This is a genomic window from Achromobacter sp. RTa (genome assembly GCF_000757485.1).
Classification (GTDB): domain Bacteria; phylum Pseudomonadota; class Gammaproteobacteria; order Burkholderiales; family Burkholderiaceae_B; genus Achromobacter.
In genome coordinates this window covers 366,377-382,358 of record NZ_JPYO01000045.1, presented here as the reverse complement: position 1 = coordinate 382,358, position 15,982 = coordinate 366,377, and the positions used below count along the sequence as shown (strand labels likewise).

Below are 15,982 nucleotides of genomic sequence, written 5' to 3'. Positions count from 1 at the left end.
GCATCCATGGATCTGAATTTCACTCCCGAAGAAGAGGCGTTCCGCGCCGACGTGCGCGCCTTCCTGGCCGCCGAACTGCCCGAGGCGCTGGCGCGCAAGGTGCGCGAGCACCGGCATCTCGCCAAGGCCGACATGGAAGCCTGGCACGCCATCCTGAACGCGCGCGGCTGGCTCGCGAGCCACTGGCCCGCCGAATACGGCGGCACCGGCTGGACGGCGGTCCAGAAGTTCATTTTCGAAAACGAATGCGCCCTCGCCCATGCGCCGCGTATCGTGCCCTTCGGGCTGAGCATGCTGGGGCCGGTCCTGATCAAGTACGGCACCGAGGCGCAGAAGCGCTATTGGCTGCCGCGCATCCTGGACGGGTCCGACTGGTGGTGCCAGGGCTATTCCGAGCCCGGCGCGGGTTCGGACCTGGCGTCGCTCAAGACCGCCGCGGTGCGCGACGGCGACGCCTACATCGTCAACGGCCAGAAGACCTGGACCACGCTGGGACAGCATGCCAACATGATCTTCTGCCTGGTGCGCACCCGCAGCGAGGGCAAGCCCCAGGAGGGCATCAGCTTCCTGCTCATCGACATGCGCACGCCGGGTATCGAAGTGCGCCCCATCATCACCCTGGACGGCGCCCACGAGGTCAACGAGGTGTTCTTCTCCGACGTGCGCGTGCCCGCGGACAACCTGGTGGGCGAAGAGAACCGCGGCTGGTCCTGCGCCAAGTACCTGCTGACCTACGAACGCACCAACATCGCCGGCGTGGGCCAGTCCACCGCCGCGCTGCAGCAGCTCAAGGCCGTGGCGGCGCGCCAGCGCAGGAACGGCAAGCCGCTGGCCCAGGACCCGGCGTTCGCGGCCAGGCTGGCGCGCGTCGAAATCGAGCTCGACAACATGCGCGTCACCAACCTGCGGGTGCTGGCGGCGGCCGCCCACGGCGGCGCGCCCGGCGCCGAGAGTTCGATGCTGAAGATCCGCGGCACCCAGATCCGCCAGGAGATATCGGCGCTGAACCGGCGCGCCATGGGCATCTATGCGCGGCCTTACGTGGCGGAGGCGCTGGAAGACGGCTACGCCGGCCCGCGCATCGGCCCGGATGGCGCCGACAGCGCCGCCGCACAGTATTTCAACAACCGCAAGCTGTCGATCTTCGGCGGCTCGAACGAAATCCAGAAGAACATCATCTCGAAGATGATCCTGGGACTGTAAGGAAGAACGCCCATGAATTTCGACCATACCGAAGACCGGCGCATGCTGTCGGACATGTTGAAACGCTTCGGGGCCGAACAATACGGCTTCGCGGTGCGCGACCGCATCGCGCGCTCGCCGCAAGGCTACAGCCCGGAGTTCTGGCAACGCTATGCGGAACTCGGCGCCGTCGCCGCGCTGTTCGGCGAAGAGGACGGCGGGCTGGGCGGGTCGGGCTTCGACATCGCCGTCGTATTCGAGGCCCTGGGCCGCGCGCTGGTCGTCGAGCCCTTTCTCGATGCACTGATCGCGGGCGACGCCATCGCCGCCGCCGGCACGCCGGCGCAGAAGGCCGTGCTGGCCGAGCTGCAGGCCGGCGCGGCCATCGTTTCGCTGGCCCATGCCGAGGCCCAGGCCGGCGACGAGCTGGCGCACGTGGAAACGCGCGCGCGGCCCGACGGCGACGGCTGGCGGCTGGACGGCTCCAAGGCCGTGGTGGCGAACGCGGAGCATGCGGGCTTGTTCGTGGTGTCGGCGCGCACCGCGGGCGGCGACGCCGACCCCGACGGCATTTCGCTGTTCCTGGTGCCCGCCGGCACCCCGGGCCTGCGGGTGCAGGGCTACCCCCTGATCGACGGCGGCCGCGCCGGCGACCTGGAGCTGTCGGGCGTGCGGGTCGGCGCCGAGGCCCTGCTGGGCCGCCCCGGCGCGGGCCATGCCGTGCTGGAGCGCAGCGTCGGCAAAGGCCTGCTGGCGCTGTGCGCCGAGGCCGTCGGCGCCATGGACGCCGCCCGCGACGCCACCCTCGAATACCTGCAGACCCGCAAGCAGTTCGGCGTGCCGATCGGCCGCTTCCAGGCCTTGCAGCACCGCATGGCCGACGTGCTCCTCGAAATCGAGCAGGCGCGCTCGGCCGTCATCAACGCCGCCGCGCAGCTCGGCCATGCCGACCGCGCCACGCGCGAACGCGCGCTGTCGGCCGCCAAGCACACCATCGGACGCGTGGGCACGCTGGTGGCCGAAGAATGCATCCAGCTGCATGGCGGCATCGGCATGACCTGGGAACTGCCGCTGGCCCACTATGCCAAGCGCCTGGTCATGATCGATCATCAACTGGGCGACGAGGATCATCACCTGGCCCGATTCATCGCGCTGGCCCCGCAGGAGTAATGCCATGGATATCGGTACTCCGCCCCCCGATGGCCTGGACCTGCCCCTGGAAGGCGTGCGCGTCCTGGACCTTTCCCGCGTGTTCGCCGGCCCGCTGTGCGGCCAGGTGCTGGCCGACTTCGGCGCCGAGGTCGTAAAGGTCGAACACCCTGTGCGCGGCGACGACACGCGCGACTGGGGCATGCGCATCGGCAAGACCGAAACCACCTACTACAACAGCATGAACCGCAACAAGCGGTCCATCACCCTGGACCTCCAGTCCAGGGAAGGCGTGGAGATCGTCTACCGACTGCTGCCGCAGTTCGACGTGGTGATCCACAACTTCAAGAGCGGCGGCGCCGAGAAGCTGGGCCTGGGCTATGCGCAGCTCAAGGACTTGAAGCCGGACCTGATCTATTGCGCCATCGGCGGCTACAACAGCGCCGGGCCCGAAGCGGCGCGGCCCGGCTACGATCTGGTCATCCAGGGCGAGACCGGCCTCATGGCGATCAACGGCGAACCGCAGCAGCCTCCGCTGAAGTTCGGCGTCGCGGCCGTCGACATGATGACCGGCATGTATGCCGCGCAGGCGGTGCTGGCGGCGCTGTTCCGGCGCGAACGCACCGGCCGCGGCCGCCTGATCGAAATGGCGCTGTACGACTGCGGCATCATGGTCACGAGCTATTACGGCCTCGACGCCCTGCTGCTGGGCCATGATCCCCGGCGCTACGGCAATGCCCATCCGTCCATCGTGCCCTACGGCATGTTCGAGGCCGCCGATGGCCCGCTGATCATCTCGGTGGGCACCAACGCGCAGTTCGACAAGTTCTGCCGCCAGGTGCTGATGCGGCCCGACATCGTCGAAGACCCCCGCTACGCCACCAATGTCGAGCGCGCGAAGAACCGCCTGGAACTGCTGCCCATGATGATCGGGCTGATCCGCGAATTCCCCCGCGACCTGCTGCTGCAGCGCCTGGCCGACTGCGGCATCCCTTGCGGCAAGGTGCTGGGCCTGCACGAAGCCCTGACCAGCCAGCGCACCCGCCAGAGCGGGCTGGTGCAGGAAATGCCGCATCCCGTAGCGGGCAGCACGCACGTCTATGCGCCGCCCTACCGCCTGGACGGCGAACGCCTGCCGGTCCGCCATGCCCCGCCCACCCTGGGCGAAGGCACGCGCGACGTGCTGCGGGGCCTGCTGCAGATGACCGATACACAACTCGAGGCATTGCAGGCGCAAGGCGTCCTGACACTGCCCGCCACGGATTGATTGCGCTGAGCGCGCATCGACTAATTGCTCACCCGGCCCACCTTCTCCCTATGGAACTTTCATATGCGTGATCTGACGCTTGCGGTTTGCTCCAAGTTCACCCGGCGCGCCGTTCTGGCCCTGGCCGCCAACCTGCTCGTTGCGGGCGCCGCCGCCGCGCAGGCCTACCCCAACCAGCCGATCAGGCTCATCGTGCCCTTCCCGCCCGGCGGCCCCACCGATGTGGCCTCGCGCCTGGTCGGCCAGCAGCTCGAAGCGCGCCTGCGGCAGCCGGTCATCGTCGAGAACCGCGCCGGAGCCTCGGGGTCGATCGCGGCCAACCTGCTCAAGCGTTCGCCGCCCGACGGCTACACGCTGATGATGCTGGCCACGCCCACCCTGTTCGCGCCGTTCTTCTACAAGAATGTCGGCTACGAAACTCCGAAGGACTTCACGCCCGTCGCCACCGTGTACGACCTGCCCATCGTGGTGGTGACCAATCCGCGGAAACTGCCCGATGTCGCCAACCTGGCGCAGTTGGTCGACTATGCGCGCGCCCACCCCGGCGAACTCAACTACGCCAGCTCCGGCGCCGGCAGCTTCGGCCACATGAGCATGGAACGGCTCCAGGACGTGGGCGACTTCCGGATGCAGCACGTCGCCTACAAGGGCGGCGTGCCGGCGATCACCGACACGATAGGCGGACAGGTGCCCATGATGTACGCCGACCTGGTGGCGGCCCTGCCCCACATCCAGGCGGGCAAGCTGCGCGCGCTGGCGGTGGGTTCCCCCAGCCGCGTCGCCGTGCTGCCCGACGTGCCCACCATCAGCGAACAGGGCTTCGCGGGTTTCGACGCGGTGTCCTGGGGCGGCCTGCTGGCGCCGCCGGGCACGCCCGCCGTCGTCGTCGACCGGCTGAACCGCGAGCTCGAAGCCATCCTGGCGGACCCCGCGATCCAGGAAAAATTGATCAGCGCGGGCACCATCGCGCACTTCGAACCCGCTGCCGCAATGGGCCAGCGCATTTCCGACGACTATCGGAAATGGGGCGAACTCGCGCGCGACAAGGGAATGACGGCCGAATAACGGCCGCTTCCAGCCGGGCCAACGGCTGCCACAAGAGGAGACTGACAACATGCAACGATCCATCAACCGCCGCGTCTGCCTAGCGCTGGCGCTGACCGCGGCGCTGTCCGCCGCGCTGCCCCTGCAGGCCGGCGCGCAGACCGCCTTCCCTTCCAAGCCCATCACGCTCATCGTGCCCTTCCCGGCCGGCGGCTCGACCGACCGCCACCTGCGCATCGTGGCGCAGGACGCGTCCAAGTACCTGGGCCAGCCGGTCATCGTGGAAAACCGGCCGGGCGCCGGCGGCACGCTGGGCCCGGCCACCATGGCCAAGACGTCCAAGCCCGACGGCTACACCATCAGCCTGTACACGCTGGCGATGCTGCGCATGCCCTATATGCAGAAAAGCAGCTGGGACCCCATCAATGACTTCACGTTCATCCTGGGGCTGTCCGGCTACACCTTCGGCTTTACCGTGCGCGCGGACTCCCCGTACAAGACCTTCGACGAATACATCGAAGCCGCGCGCAAGGCTCCGGGCACGATCGACTACGGCTCCACCGGCGTGGGCTCCTCGCCCCACCTGCTGATCGAGGAAATCGCGATCAACGCCAAGGTCAAGCTGAACCACGTGCCGTTCAAGGGCAACGCCGACATGCAGCAGGCGCTGCTGGGCGGCCACGTCATGGCGCAGAGCGACGCCACCGGCTGGGACCAGTTCGTGGACGCCGGCAAGATGCGACTGCTGGTGACCTTCGGCGAAAAGCGCACCACCCGTTGGCCCGACGTGCCCACCGCGCAGGAGCTGGGCTACAAGGTCGTGTCCACCTCGCCCTATGGACTGGCCGGCCCCAAGGGCATGGACCCGGCCGTGGTCAAGACGCTGCACGACGCCTTCAAGCGCGCCCTCTTCGACCCCGCCAGCATGGAAGTCATGAAGCAGCTCAACCAGGAACCCGCCTACCGCAACAGCGAGGACTACAAAGCCTGGGCCCAGGCCACCTTCGTGAAGGAAAAGGCGCTGATCGAGTACCTGGGACTGATGGCGAAGAACTGAGCCGACGCGGCGTGGGGGCAGCAAGCATGCGCAGCATACGCGGCGTGGGGGCCCCATACAGCTGGATTTGCTAGACTGGCTCCCCGATGCCCACAACGGCGAGCACGCGCCGCCGCCCCCAATGCCCCAGGACGTCCACACCGACCCCAGCGCCGACGATATCGCCAAGGAAGTGGCCGCCGCCATCGTGGCGCACAAACTTCCGCCCGGCACCCGGCTGCGCGAAGAGGCGCTGGGGCGCGTCTACAAGGTCAGCCGGACCAAGGTCCGCGCCGCCCTGCTCATGCTGTCCAAGGACAAGCTGATCCAGATCGTCCCCGACAAGGGCGCGTTCGTCAGCAAGCCGGACGCCAACGAGGCCCGCGAAGTCTACGCCGTGCGCCGCATCCTGGAGGCGGCCCTGGCGCGCCAGTTCGTGGCCTGCGCCACGGCGGCCGACTACCGCCGCATCGACGCCCACCTGGCCGCGGAGCGCCGCGCGCTCGAAGGCGCCGACGTGCAGGCGCGCAACCAATTGCTCGGCCATTTCCATATCCTGCTGGCCGAGGCCGTGGGCAACTCCGTGCTGACCGGCATGCTGCGCGAACTCTCCGCCCGCAGCGCCGTGATCACCATGCTGTACCAAAGCTCGCGCGACGCGAGCTGTTCGTCCCAGGAACACCACGCCTTCATCGAGGCGGCCCGCGCCGGCGACGCCGACCGCGCCTGCGCCCTGATGGACGCGCACCTGGACCACGTCCAGACCTCGCTGGATTTCGCGGAAGGCGGCCGCGCCGACAGCGACCTGGTCAGCGCGCTGCTGCGCTAGTTCAACCCCGCGACCCGGCCCGCAGCAACTGCCCCATGCGCTGCTGGATCCAGCGCTCCGTTTCGCTCAGCCTGGCGCCCTGCAGCCACAGGGTGCGCACCGGCAGCATCGGCAGCGACAGGTCCTCACACGGCACGCGTACCAGCGCGTTGCGGTTGCCTTCGTATTCCGCGATGTTCAGCGGAAGAATGGCCCAGCCCACGCCGTCGGCCGCCATCGCCGCGATGCTATAGCAGCTGTCCGCCCGCCACACCGTGGGGCTGAGCACCAGTTCGTCCACGCCATCCATCTGCATGATCAGCTGCCGGTGGCGGGCCAGGTCGCTGCGCCCGACCTCGGACAGCGCCGCCAGCGGATGCTCCAGGGCCACGAAGATGCCTTGCGCCACGTTGCCCAGATAGCGGTGCGCAAAGGCGGGGCCCGGATTTCCCCGGTCGAAGTGGAAGGCAAGGCTGGCGCGGCCCTGCTCCACATAGTCCGCCACTTCCGTCGCGGTGCCGTTCAGCTGGGTCAATTCCAGCGCCGGGAAGCGCGCGGCCAGCTCCTTGCACAGCGCGCCCAGCACCAGGTGGGGCAAGGCCTCGTCCAGGGCGATGGACAGGCGCGCGTCCTGCCCGCCGGCGAACGACAAAGCGCGCTGCTCCAGCCCGCCGGCCTGGCGCAGCAGTTCACGGGCCTCCTGCAGCATCACTTCGCCGGCCGGAGTCAGGGTGGCGTTGCGGCGCGACCGGTCGAACAGCTCCACGCCCAGGTCCGCTTCCAGCAGGCCCACCGAGGTGCTGACCGCGGATTGCGCGCGGCCCAGGCGCCGCGCGGCCGCCGAGAAAGACCCGGCCTCCGCCGCGGCGGCGAATTGGCGTAGCTGGTCCAGCGTCCACTGCATAGGCACCTCCCGTAATTCATCTATTTAATAGATGGAATCTAACTTTTTCGTGCAAATTACAAGATGGATAATAACCCGCCGCCACAAAGGCTTCCCGCCCGCGGCGCATTCCAGCCATCCAGGAGTAGAACCATGCAGCGGACTGAACCGAACGCTGTCGCCACGGCCGCGCCCGGCCGCTGGCTGGTGCTGGCCATCGTGTCCAGCGCCTTGCTGTTGATCGTGGTCGACATGACCGTGCTTTACACCGCGCTACCGCGCCTCACTCATGAACTGAGCGTCACCGCGCCGGCCAAGCTGTGGATCGTGAACATCTATGCGCTGGTCGTGTCGGGCCTGCTGCTGGGCATGGGCACGCTGGGCGACCGCCTGGGCCACAAGCGCCTCTTCATGGCGGGCCTGGCGGTGTTCGGCGTGGCATCGCTGGCCGCCGCCTATTCGCCCGGCTCGGCCGCGCTGATCGCGGCGCGCGCGCTGCTGGCGGTGGGCGCGGCCATGATGATGCCGGCCACCCTGTCCATCCTGCGTCTCACGTTCGCCGACGAACGCGAACGCGCGGTCGCCATCGGCGTCTGGGCCTCCGTGGCGTCGGGCGGCGCGGCCGTCGGCCCGGTGGTGGGCGGCGTGCTGCTGGAGCATTTCTGGTGGGGATCGGTGTTCCTCATCAACGTGCCGATCGTGCTGGCCGCCCTGCCGCTAGCATGGCGCTTCATTCCGGCCAGCCGGCCGGATGCCTCGCGCCCCTGGGACCTCGTCGGTTCCCTGCAGGTGATGGCCGGCCTGATCCTCTGCGCCTACGCGTTGAAGGAGCTGGGCAAGCCGGCGCCGTCCTGGCTGCACGCCGGCCTGGCCTGCGCCGCGGGCGCGGCGCTGCTTGCGGTTTTCGCGCGCCGCCAGCGCTCGCGGCCATATCCGCTCATCGACTTCGCCCTCTTCCGCAACCGCGCCTTCAGTTCGGCCGTGGCGGCCGCGCTGTTCGCGGCGGCGGCGCTCCTGGGCATGGAACTGGTGTTCAGCCAGCGGCTGCAGCTGGTCATGGGGAAATCGCCCCTGGAGGCCGCGCTCTTCATCCTGCCGCTGTCGCTGGCCGCCTTCGTTTCCGGCCCGCTGACCGGCTGGCTGCTGGGGCGGGCGGACAGCGCCCGCATCCTGTTCCTGTCGCTGCTGGTCTCGGGCATCGGCATGGCCGGCTACCTGCTGAGCTACGACGCCGCGATCCTGCCCCAGATGGCCAGCCTGTGCGTGCTGGGCGCGGGCATCGGCGCCACCATGACGGCGGCCTCCAGCACCATCATGCAAAGCGCCACGCCCGAACGCGCGGGCATGGCCGCGTCGATCGAAGAGGTGTCCTATGAGCTGGGCGGCGCCCTGGGCGTCACCCTGATGGGATCCATCCTGTCGGGCGTGTATGCGCATTCCCTCGCCGTGCCCGCCGGCCTGTCCGGATCCGACGCCGCGCGCGACAGCCTGGACCAGGCGCTCATCGTCGCCGAGGGCGTGCCGGCCGACCTGGGCGCCGCGCTCGTCCGCCTGGCCAGGACGGCGTTCGACACCGGCTACGCGGCCGTGCTCGCCACGGCCACCGTGCTGCTACTGGCCACCGCGGCATTCGTGCTGTTCAACCGCCGGCGGATGCGCGCATAGGGCCGGCCCGCCGTTCAGGCGTTGCGGAAGGCGTGGTCCATGTCGGCGATCAGGTCTTCCTCGTGCTCCAGCCCGATCGAAATCCGGATCAGCCCCTCTGACACGCCAGCGGCATCGCGCTCGGCCGCCGGCACGCCGGAATGCGTGGTCGAGGCCGGATGGCAGATCAGCGATTCGGTGCCGCCCAGGCTCACCGCCGAGCGGAACAGGTGCAGCGCGTTGATGAAGCGGAACGCCTTGGCCCGCCCGCCGTCCAGCACGAATGCGAACGTCGAGCCCGGCCCGGTGCACTGGCGCTTGTAGACCTCCTGGTAGGCAGGATCGGCGATCAGCTCCGAATGGTATATGCGCACCTTCTCGTGCGGATTGCCCGACAGCCATTGCGCCACCTTGGTCGCCGTGCGCGCCGCCTGCTTCATGCGCAGCACCACGGTCTCCATCGAACGCGTGATCATCCAGCACGAATGCGGGTCCAGCTGCGAGCCGAACGCGCTGCGGATCGCGCGCACCTTCTTGATCAGTTCCTTGCTGCCGGTGACGGCGCCCGCCACCAGATCGCTATGGCCGCCCACGTACTTCGTGAGCGAATACACGCACAGGTCCACCCCGTGCTCGGCCGGCTTCTGGAAAATGGGGCCCAGCAGCGTGTTGTCGCAGACCGAGATGGGCCGGTAGCCGTGCCGCCCCTCGAACGCGTCCAGCTCGTTCTTCATGGCCTCGAAATCGATCAGCGCGTTGGTCGGATTGGCGGGCGTCTCCACGTAGAAAAGACGGACAGGCCCCTGCGCCGCCGCGGCCTCCAGCGCCTCGCGCATACTGCTGGCGGACAGGCCGTCCCGGATCGGGTGCGACCCGATGCCCCATTCCGGAAAGATCCTGGAAATCAGCGTCTCCGTGCCGCCATAGAGCGGCACCGATTGCACCAGCTGGTCGCCCGGCCGCAGGAACGCCAGGAACACCGCGCTGATCGCCGACATGCCGCTGGAGGTCACCGCCGCATCCTGCGAGCCGTCCAGCAGCGCCAGCCGGTCTTCCACGATTTCCAGGTTCGGGTGGTTGAAGCGGCTGTACACCAGCCCCGCGGATTCGCCCTGCGGCAGGGGCTTGCGGCCCGACACCAGGTCGAAGAAGGCCGCGCCGTCCTCCGCCGAGCGGAACGCGAAGGTAGAGGTCAGGAATACCGGCGGCTTGACGGCGCCCTCCGACAGAAAGGGGTCGAACCCATAGGACATCATCTGCGTCTCCGCGTGCAGGGGACGGCCGAAGATGTCTTTCTTGTGATAGCTGGAGTAACTCATGGTCTGCCTCTCTCGGTTTGCGGGCCGCCGGCGGGGCTGCCGGAGCGGGCGCGTCGCGCATGCGAAAACAATAGCGCCGGCGGCTCGGGGATGCATGGCAGTATGGGCTCGGGCGCCGGCAATATTCTTTCCATTTCTATCGCCGCACGGCGATAATGGGAAACAACGTTTCCCATAAGAAGACTTCCATGAAAGACACTGCCTCGTTACATCAACTTGACGCGATCGATTGGAAAATCATGAAAATCCTTCAAGAAGATGGGCGGCTCAGCAACGCCGAGCTGGCCGAGCGCGTGTCGCTATCGGCCTCGCCCTGCTGGAAGCGCCTCAAGCGTCTGGAAACGTCGGGCATGATCCGCGGCTACCAGGCCATCCTGGACCGCCGCGCGCTGGGCATGGGAGTGGTCGCCTTCGTCAGCATCTCGCTGGAAAACCACACGGAAAAAACCTGCGGCGCCTTCGAGGCCGGCGTGCTCGCCATGCCGGAGGTGCTGGCTTGCCACAACACCACCGGCCAGCACGACTATCTGCTGCACATCGTGGCGCGCGATTTCGACGCCTATTCGGAATTCGTGCGCAATCGCCTCCGCCCGCTCCCGGGCGTGAAGGAACTGCTCAGCACGCTATCCATGCACGAGGTCAAGTCCTCGGCCAAGCTGCATCTGTAAGCGGCCTGGCGGCTACATCATGCCGGGCACCACGCGGTTGCGGCCCTGCCGCTTGGCCTGGTAGAGGCCGCGGTCGGCCGCCTGGATCAGGTCGGTGTACGGCTGCTCGTCCCGCGGCACCGCGGTGGCGGCGCCGATGCTGACCGTCAGCCAGGGCCCCGAGCCGGCGTCTTTCTGGGGGATCTGCATGGCCTCGACGGCGCGCCGCAGCTTTTCGGCGGCCAGCCTCGCGCTGCCGGCCGGCGTGCCCGGCAGCACCAGCGCGAATTCCTCTCCGCCGAAGCGGGCCGCCAGGTCGGTGGAACGGTCGCAGCTGGCGAAAATGGTATTGGCCACGCGCTTGAGGGCCTCGTCGCCCGCGATATGCCCGTAGGTGTCGTTGTAGGACTTGAAGTGGTCCACGTCGATCATCAGCATGCTGATCTCGCGGCCGTTGCGGCGCGCGCGCAGCCATTCGGCATTGAGGTATTCATCGAAGTAGCGGCGGTTGCCCAGGCCCGTGAGGCCGTCGGAATTCGTCAGCCGGCGCAACTCCATATTGCTTTCCAGCAGCTGCTGCTGGCTCTGGCGCAGAGCCTGGTAGGCCTCGTCCCGCTGCACCAGGGCCAGATACGAGCGGGAGTGGTAGCGGATGCGCGCCACCAGCTCGATCGAATCGGGCAGCTTGACCAGGTAGTCGTTGGCTCCGGCCGAGAAGGCGGCGCTCTTGATGGCAGGATCTTCCTTGGTGGACAGCACGATGATGGGAATGTCGCGCGTCACGGGATGGTTGCGGTATTCCTGGACCAGGCTCAGCCCGTCCACGCCCGGCAGCACTAGGTCCTGGAGGATGACCGTGGGCCGCGTCTGGATCGCCACGGCCAGCGCCTTGTCGGGGTCCGAGCAGTAGTGGAAATCGATATTCCCCTCTGTGACCAGCGCCCGCCTGATGGCCTCGCCGACCATCACCTGGTCGTCGACGAGCAACACCATGGCCGCATGCGAATGCAGATTCGACGCAGCCGAGCTGTCAATGGGAGGGTGCATATTCATCCTTCGTTTCTGGCAATGTCCGGCCGCTCAGGCAAACGCCTTCACCAAGCGGGGAGCGATTTGGTCCAATGGGCAGATCTCGACGGCCGCCTGCATGGCCGCCGCGGCCTTGGGCATGCCGTAGACGGCGCTGGAGGCTTGGTCCTGGGCGATGGTCAGGCATCCGCGCTCGCGCAGCGCCCGCAGTCCGCGCGCGCCGTCCTGGCCCATGCCGGTCAGCAGCACGCCAACCACCTTGCCTCGCCAATGCTGCGCCACGCTATGGAAAAAAACATCGATGGAAGGCCGGTAGAGGCTTTCCTTGGGATCCTGGGCATACCGCAGCGTACCATCGGAAAGCAGGCGCAGATGGTCGCCGGTGCCGGCCAGCAGTATCTGGCCGGGCGCGGGCGATTCGCCTTCGCGCACCAGCCGGACCGGCAGGGCCACCTGTTCGTTGAGCCAGTCGGCCATGCCTGCGGCGAACGAGGCGTCCACATGCTGCACCAGCACGATGCCCGCCGGAAAACCCGCCGGAATGCCGGCCAGCAGCTCCGACAGCGCCGCGGGGCCGCCCGCGGAAGCGCCGATGACCAGCAGGCGCCGGGCGTCGGCCTGCGGCCCCGGCCCGGCCACCGGGCTCAAGGCGGGGCGCTTGCCATAGCGGCCGATCAGCCAGCCGATGTTGCGGATCTTGCGCAGCAGCGGCGCGGCGGCCGTCCGCAGGTCGGCACAGCCGACAACCGGCGTATCGGCGGCGTCCAGCGCGCCATGGCCCATGGCGTCGAACACGCGCGACGTGTGGCGCGCGACGTCCGACGTGACCACGACGATGGCGCAAGGCGTTTCCGCCATGATGCGGCGCGTGGCCTCCACGCCGTCCATGACCGGCATGATGAGGTCCATCAGCACCAGGTCCGGCCTGTCGCGGACGCACAGGTCCACGGCCTCCTGGCCGTTGCCCGCAACCCAGGCCACGGAGAGTTCCGGCTCCAGCGCGATCGCGCGCCGCAGCATCTCCACCGCCATCGGCATATCGTTGACGATCCCGATTCTCACGCGTTCGCCTTTCCGATCAGGTCTTCCACGGCGTCGAGCAGCGCATCGTCATGGAAGCTGCCCTTGGCCAGATAATAGTCGGCGCCGGCATCCAGCCCGCGCCGCCGGTCCTCTTCGCGGTCCTTGTAGGACACTACCATGACCGGCAGCGATTGCAGCCTGGGGTCCGCCTTGATGCAGGACACGAGCTCGATGCCGTCCATGCGCGGCATGTCCACGTCGGTCACCACCAGGTCGAAGTCCTCGCTGCGCAGCATGTTCCAGCCGTCCATGCCGTCCACCGCCACGGCGACCTCGAAGCCGCGGTTCAGGAGCAGCTTGCGTTCGAGCTCGCGCACCGTCAGCGAGTCGTCCACCACCAGCACGCGCTTGCGGCGGCGCGCCTGGACGGAAGCCCCCGGCCCGTCCACGCGGGCCAGCCGGCCGCCTTCCACCAGCTTCTGGACCGACACCAGCATGTCCTCCACGTCGAGGATCAGCAGCGGCGTGCCATCGTCCATCAGCGAGCCCGCCATCACGTCCTGCACTTTGCCCAGCCGCGGATCCAGCGGCTGCACCACCAGCGTGCGCTCGCCCACGTAGCGGTCCACGGCGATCCCGTAGAGCCGGTCGTGGCCGCCCACCAGCACCACGCAGACCGACTCCGTGTAGGGCGCGGGTTCGCCGGCGCGCAGGATCTGCCGCGCCGACACGAGCCCGACCTGGCGGTCCATGAAGCGGAAATGCTGGTGGCCCTCCAGCTGTTCGATATCTTGCGCGCGTATCTGCAGGGCATGGCTGACGTAGGCCAGCGGAAAGGCGTAGATCTCGCCCTGCACTTCGACCAGCAGGCTGCGCACCACGGACAGCGACAGGGGCATTTCCAGCATGAAGCGCGTGCCCTGCCCCGTTTGCTGATGGATGCGCACCGCGCCCCGCAACTGGCGCGCCATGGTCTGCACCACGTCCAACCCCACCCCGCGGCCGGAGATCTCGGTGACCTCGCCGCGCGTGCTGAAACCGGACAGGAACAGGAATTCCAGCAACTCGGCCTCGGTGAGCCGCGCGGCGGTCTCCGGGCTGGCGAGCTTGCGCCGCACGACTTCGCCACGCAGCCGTTCCGGCGAAATGCCGGCCCCGTCGTCGCTCAGTTCGATCAGCAGCATGCCGGCCGCATGGCGCGCCGACAGCCGGATCAGCCCTTCCGGCGGCTTGCCTGCCGCCACCCGGATGGCCGGCATCTCGATCCCGTGGTCCACGGCATTGCGCAGCAGGTGCGTCAGCGGCGCGTCCAGCTTGTCCAGGATGTCGCGGTCCACCTCCGTGGACTCGCCGTCGATTTCCAGCCGCACCTGCTTGCCCAGCGAACGGCCCAGGTCGCGCACCATGCGCGGCAGGCCGCCCACGCCATCGCCGAACGGCCGCATGCGGCACGCCAGCGCGGTGTCGTACAGGCGCTGGGCCAGATGGCCCATGCGCCAGCCAAACTCATCGACCTCGCCGGTGCGCCGCGACAGTTCCTGCTGGCATTGGTCAACGATGCGCTGCGCGTCGTCCAGCGCTGATTGAGCGCGCGCATCCAGCGCCTGGCCGGCCAGAGCCGTCCGCAACCCCTCCAGCGCCTGCACCGCGCCCGCCTGCATGCGCCGCAGGCGCAGCATGGACGCGCCGAACGGGGCGATCCAATGCGACTCCACCAGCGTCTCGCTGGACAGGCCCAGCAACTTGTTGAGCGTGTCCGCCGTAACGCGCAGCACCCGCTCTCCATCGCCCAAGCCCAGGTCCGAGCTACGCCTTGCCGGCAGCGCCGCCTTGGCCTCGGCGGGCGGCAGATATTCTTGCGGCGGGATCGACGGCGGCAAGCCGGAGGGCCCGGGCGCGGCCGGGAGCCCGGCCTGCGGATGGGCCGCGCCGCTCAGCCGGGCCACCAGATCGTCGATCTCCCCGCCCAGTTCCGCGCCGGGCGTGGCCACCCGCTGCAGCAGGTCGGCCCCCAGCAGCAGCGCGTCGATATCCGCGGCCTGCAAGCGCAGGCGCCCTTCCTTCGCCTCGACCAGACAGTCCTCCATGGCGTGCGCGATGCGCACTGCGGGGTGCAGGTCCACGATACGGGCGGCGCCCTTGAGCGAATGCGCCGCCCGCATGCAGGCTTCCAGCTGCGGCGCCGAGGTCGGATCGTGTTCCAGGGCCAGCAGGCCGTCGTTCAGCACCTGCACCTGGGTACGGGTCTCGAGCTGGAATAGTTCCAGGAGCGACGCGTCGCGCATCTGTTCCGGGTTCACGCCAGGCTCCTTTCCAGGGCTTGCATCAGCAAGGCCTCGTCCAGCACGCCCACGGCGCGGCTGCCGCAGCGGGCCATGCCGCGCGAATACTTCAGGCTGGCGCCCTCGACCGTGGCGGGCAGCGCGCCAAGCCGGTCGAGATCGACGGCATGGATGCCCTCCACCTCGTCCACCGGCAGCACCACCGCCCGGCCGGCGCCGCCCAGGATCAGCATCCGCGCCGAGGCCGGGCGCTCGCGCGCATCCACCGCCGTGGCGTCCAGGCCCAGCAGCCGGGACAGCGAAACACAGACGGTCAGCGTCCCGCGCACGTTCGCCACGCCCAGCATCGCGGGATCGCGGCGATGAGGCAGGCCGAGGATGCGGCGCATGCCCGCCACTTCGTCCAGCGCCCGGGCCGGCAGCCCCAGCCATTCGCGCTCCACGCGGAACACCAGCAGCGAGGACAGCCTGCCCCGCTCCTCGGCGGGAGCGTCCACGCCGCCTTCCTCCATCTGCGGCGGCAGGCGGTCCAGGATGCGCTTGGCCGCCTCGGCATAGACCGGACAGTTGCGGCAATGCACGTGGCCCGCCAGCTGCGCGCAGCTCTTGTCGCCGCGGATGCCGATGCGGTTCCAGCAATCGTCCACTTCGGACAGCATGCCCATCGGT

14 protein-coding genes are annotated in these 15,982 nt (G+C 68.6%); 8 read left to right on the top strand and 6 right to left on the bottom strand.

What is annotated here, in order from left to right; all coding sequences use genetic code 11:
- Positions 1 to 6: 6 nt before the first annotated feature.
- The 6 genes from JL37_RS26025 (at position 7) to JL37_RS26000 (ending at position 6,507) form a co-directional block, all read left to right on the top strand.
- Positions 7 to 1,203, top strand: coding sequence for an acyl-CoA dehydrogenase family protein (locus JL37_RS26025; RefSeq protein WP_043547881.1), 1,197 nt, complete (start codon positions 7 to 9; stop codon positions 1,201 to 1,203).
- Positions 1,204 to 1,215: 12 nt separating this feature from the next.
- On the top strand, positions 1,216 to 2,352 hold the full coding sequence (locus JL37_RS26020; RefSeq protein ID WP_043547880.1) for an acyl-CoA dehydrogenase family protein: 1,137 nt from the start codon (positions 1,216 to 1,218) through the stop codon (positions 2,350 to 2,352).
- Between the two features lie 4 nt (positions 2,353 to 2,356).
- The gene (locus tag JL37_RS26015; RefSeq protein ID WP_043547879.1) at positions 2,357 to 3,598 is read left to right on the top strand and encodes a CaiB/BaiF CoA-transferase family protein; all 1,242 of its coding nucleotides are present in this window, start codon (positions 2,357 to 2,359) and stop codon (positions 3,596 to 3,598) included.
- Between the two features lie 63 nt (positions 3,599 to 3,661).
- On the top strand, positions 3,662 to 4,663 hold the full coding sequence (locus JL37_RS26010; protein WP_043547878.1) for a tripartite tricarboxylate transporter substrate binding protein: 1,002 nt from the start codon (positions 3,662 to 3,664) through the stop codon (positions 4,661 to 4,663).
- A gap of 49 nt (positions 4,664 to 4,712) precedes the next feature.
- Entirely contained in the window at positions 4,713 to 5,699 is a 987-nt protein-coding gene (locus JL37_RS26005) for a tripartite tricarboxylate transporter substrate binding protein (protein ID WP_043547877.1), read from the top strand.
- A 121-nt stretch (positions 5,700 to 5,820) separates the two neighbouring features.
- Entirely contained in the window at positions 5,821 to 6,507 is a 687-nt protein-coding gene (locus JL37_RS26000; RefSeq protein WP_043547876.1) for a GntR family transcriptional regulator, read from the top strand.
- Position 6,508: 1 nt separating this feature from the next.
- Here JL37_RS26000 and JL37_RS25995 read toward each other — a convergent pair whose 3' ends face one another.
- Positions 6,509 to 7,390, bottom strand: coding sequence for a LysR family transcriptional regulator (locus JL37_RS25995; RefSeq protein WP_043547875.1), 882 nt, complete (start codon positions 7,388 to 7,390; stop codon positions 6,509 to 6,511).
- Between the two features lie 132 nt (positions 7,391 to 7,522).
- Here JL37_RS25995 and JL37_RS25990 point away from each other — a divergent pair, with 132 nt between their 5' ends.
- Positions 7,523 to 9,034 (top strand): MFS transporter, encoded by a 1,512-nt coding sequence (locus tag JL37_RS25990; RefSeq protein WP_043547874.1) that lies wholly within the window; start codon positions 7,523 to 7,525, stop codon positions 9,032 to 9,034.
- Between the two features lie 14 nt (positions 9,035 to 9,048).
- On the opposite strand, the gene JL37_RS25985 is transcribed toward JL37_RS25990, so the two are convergent.
- Positions 9,049 to 10,332 (bottom strand): cystathionine gamma-synthase family protein, encoded by a 1,284-nt coding sequence (locus JL37_RS25985; protein WP_043547873.1) that lies wholly within the window; start codon positions 10,330 to 10,332, stop codon positions 9,049 to 9,051.
- Between the two features lie 188 nt (positions 10,333 to 10,520).
- Between JL37_RS25985 and JL37_RS25980 the strand changes: the two genes are divergently transcribed.
- On the top strand, positions 10,521 to 11,000 hold the full coding sequence (locus JL37_RS25980) for an Lrp/AsnC family transcriptional regulator (RefSeq protein ID WP_081955212.1): 480 nt from the start codon (positions 10,521 to 10,523) through the stop codon (positions 10,998 to 11,000).
- A 12-nt stretch (positions 11,001 to 11,012) separates the two neighbouring features.
- Here the strand turns inward: JL37_RS25980 and JL37_RS25975 are convergent, their stop codons facing one another.
- From JL37_RS25975 to JL37_RS25960, 4 genes are read right to left on the bottom strand one after another with little or no spacing between them, the layout of a single operon-like run.
- A complete protein-coding gene (locus tag JL37_RS25975) occupies positions 11,013 to 12,026 on the bottom strand; it encodes a PleD family two-component system response regulator (protein WP_043548234.1) in 1,014 nt (337 codons plus the stop codon).
- A gap of 33 nt (positions 12,027 to 12,059) precedes the next feature.
- Entirely contained in the window at positions 12,060 to 13,070 is a 1,011-nt protein-coding gene (locus JL37_RS25970) for a chemotaxis response regulator protein-glutamate methylesterase (protein ID WP_043547871.1), read from the bottom strand.
- Entirely contained in the window at positions 13,067 to 15,331 is a 2,265-nt protein-coding gene (locus JL37_RS25965; protein WP_043547870.1) for a hybrid sensor histidine kinase/response regulator, read from the bottom strand. Before JL37_RS25965 ends, JL37_RS25970 begins: the two co-directional genes overlap by 4 nt.
- Positions 15,328 to 15,978 (bottom strand): chemotaxis protein CheW, encoded by a 651-nt coding sequence (locus JL37_RS25960; RefSeq protein WP_043547869.1) that lies wholly within the window; start codon positions 15,976 to 15,978, stop codon positions 15,328 to 15,330. Before JL37_RS25960 ends, JL37_RS25965 begins: the two co-directional genes overlap by 4 nt.
- Positions 15,979 to 15,982: the final 4 nt, after the last annotated feature.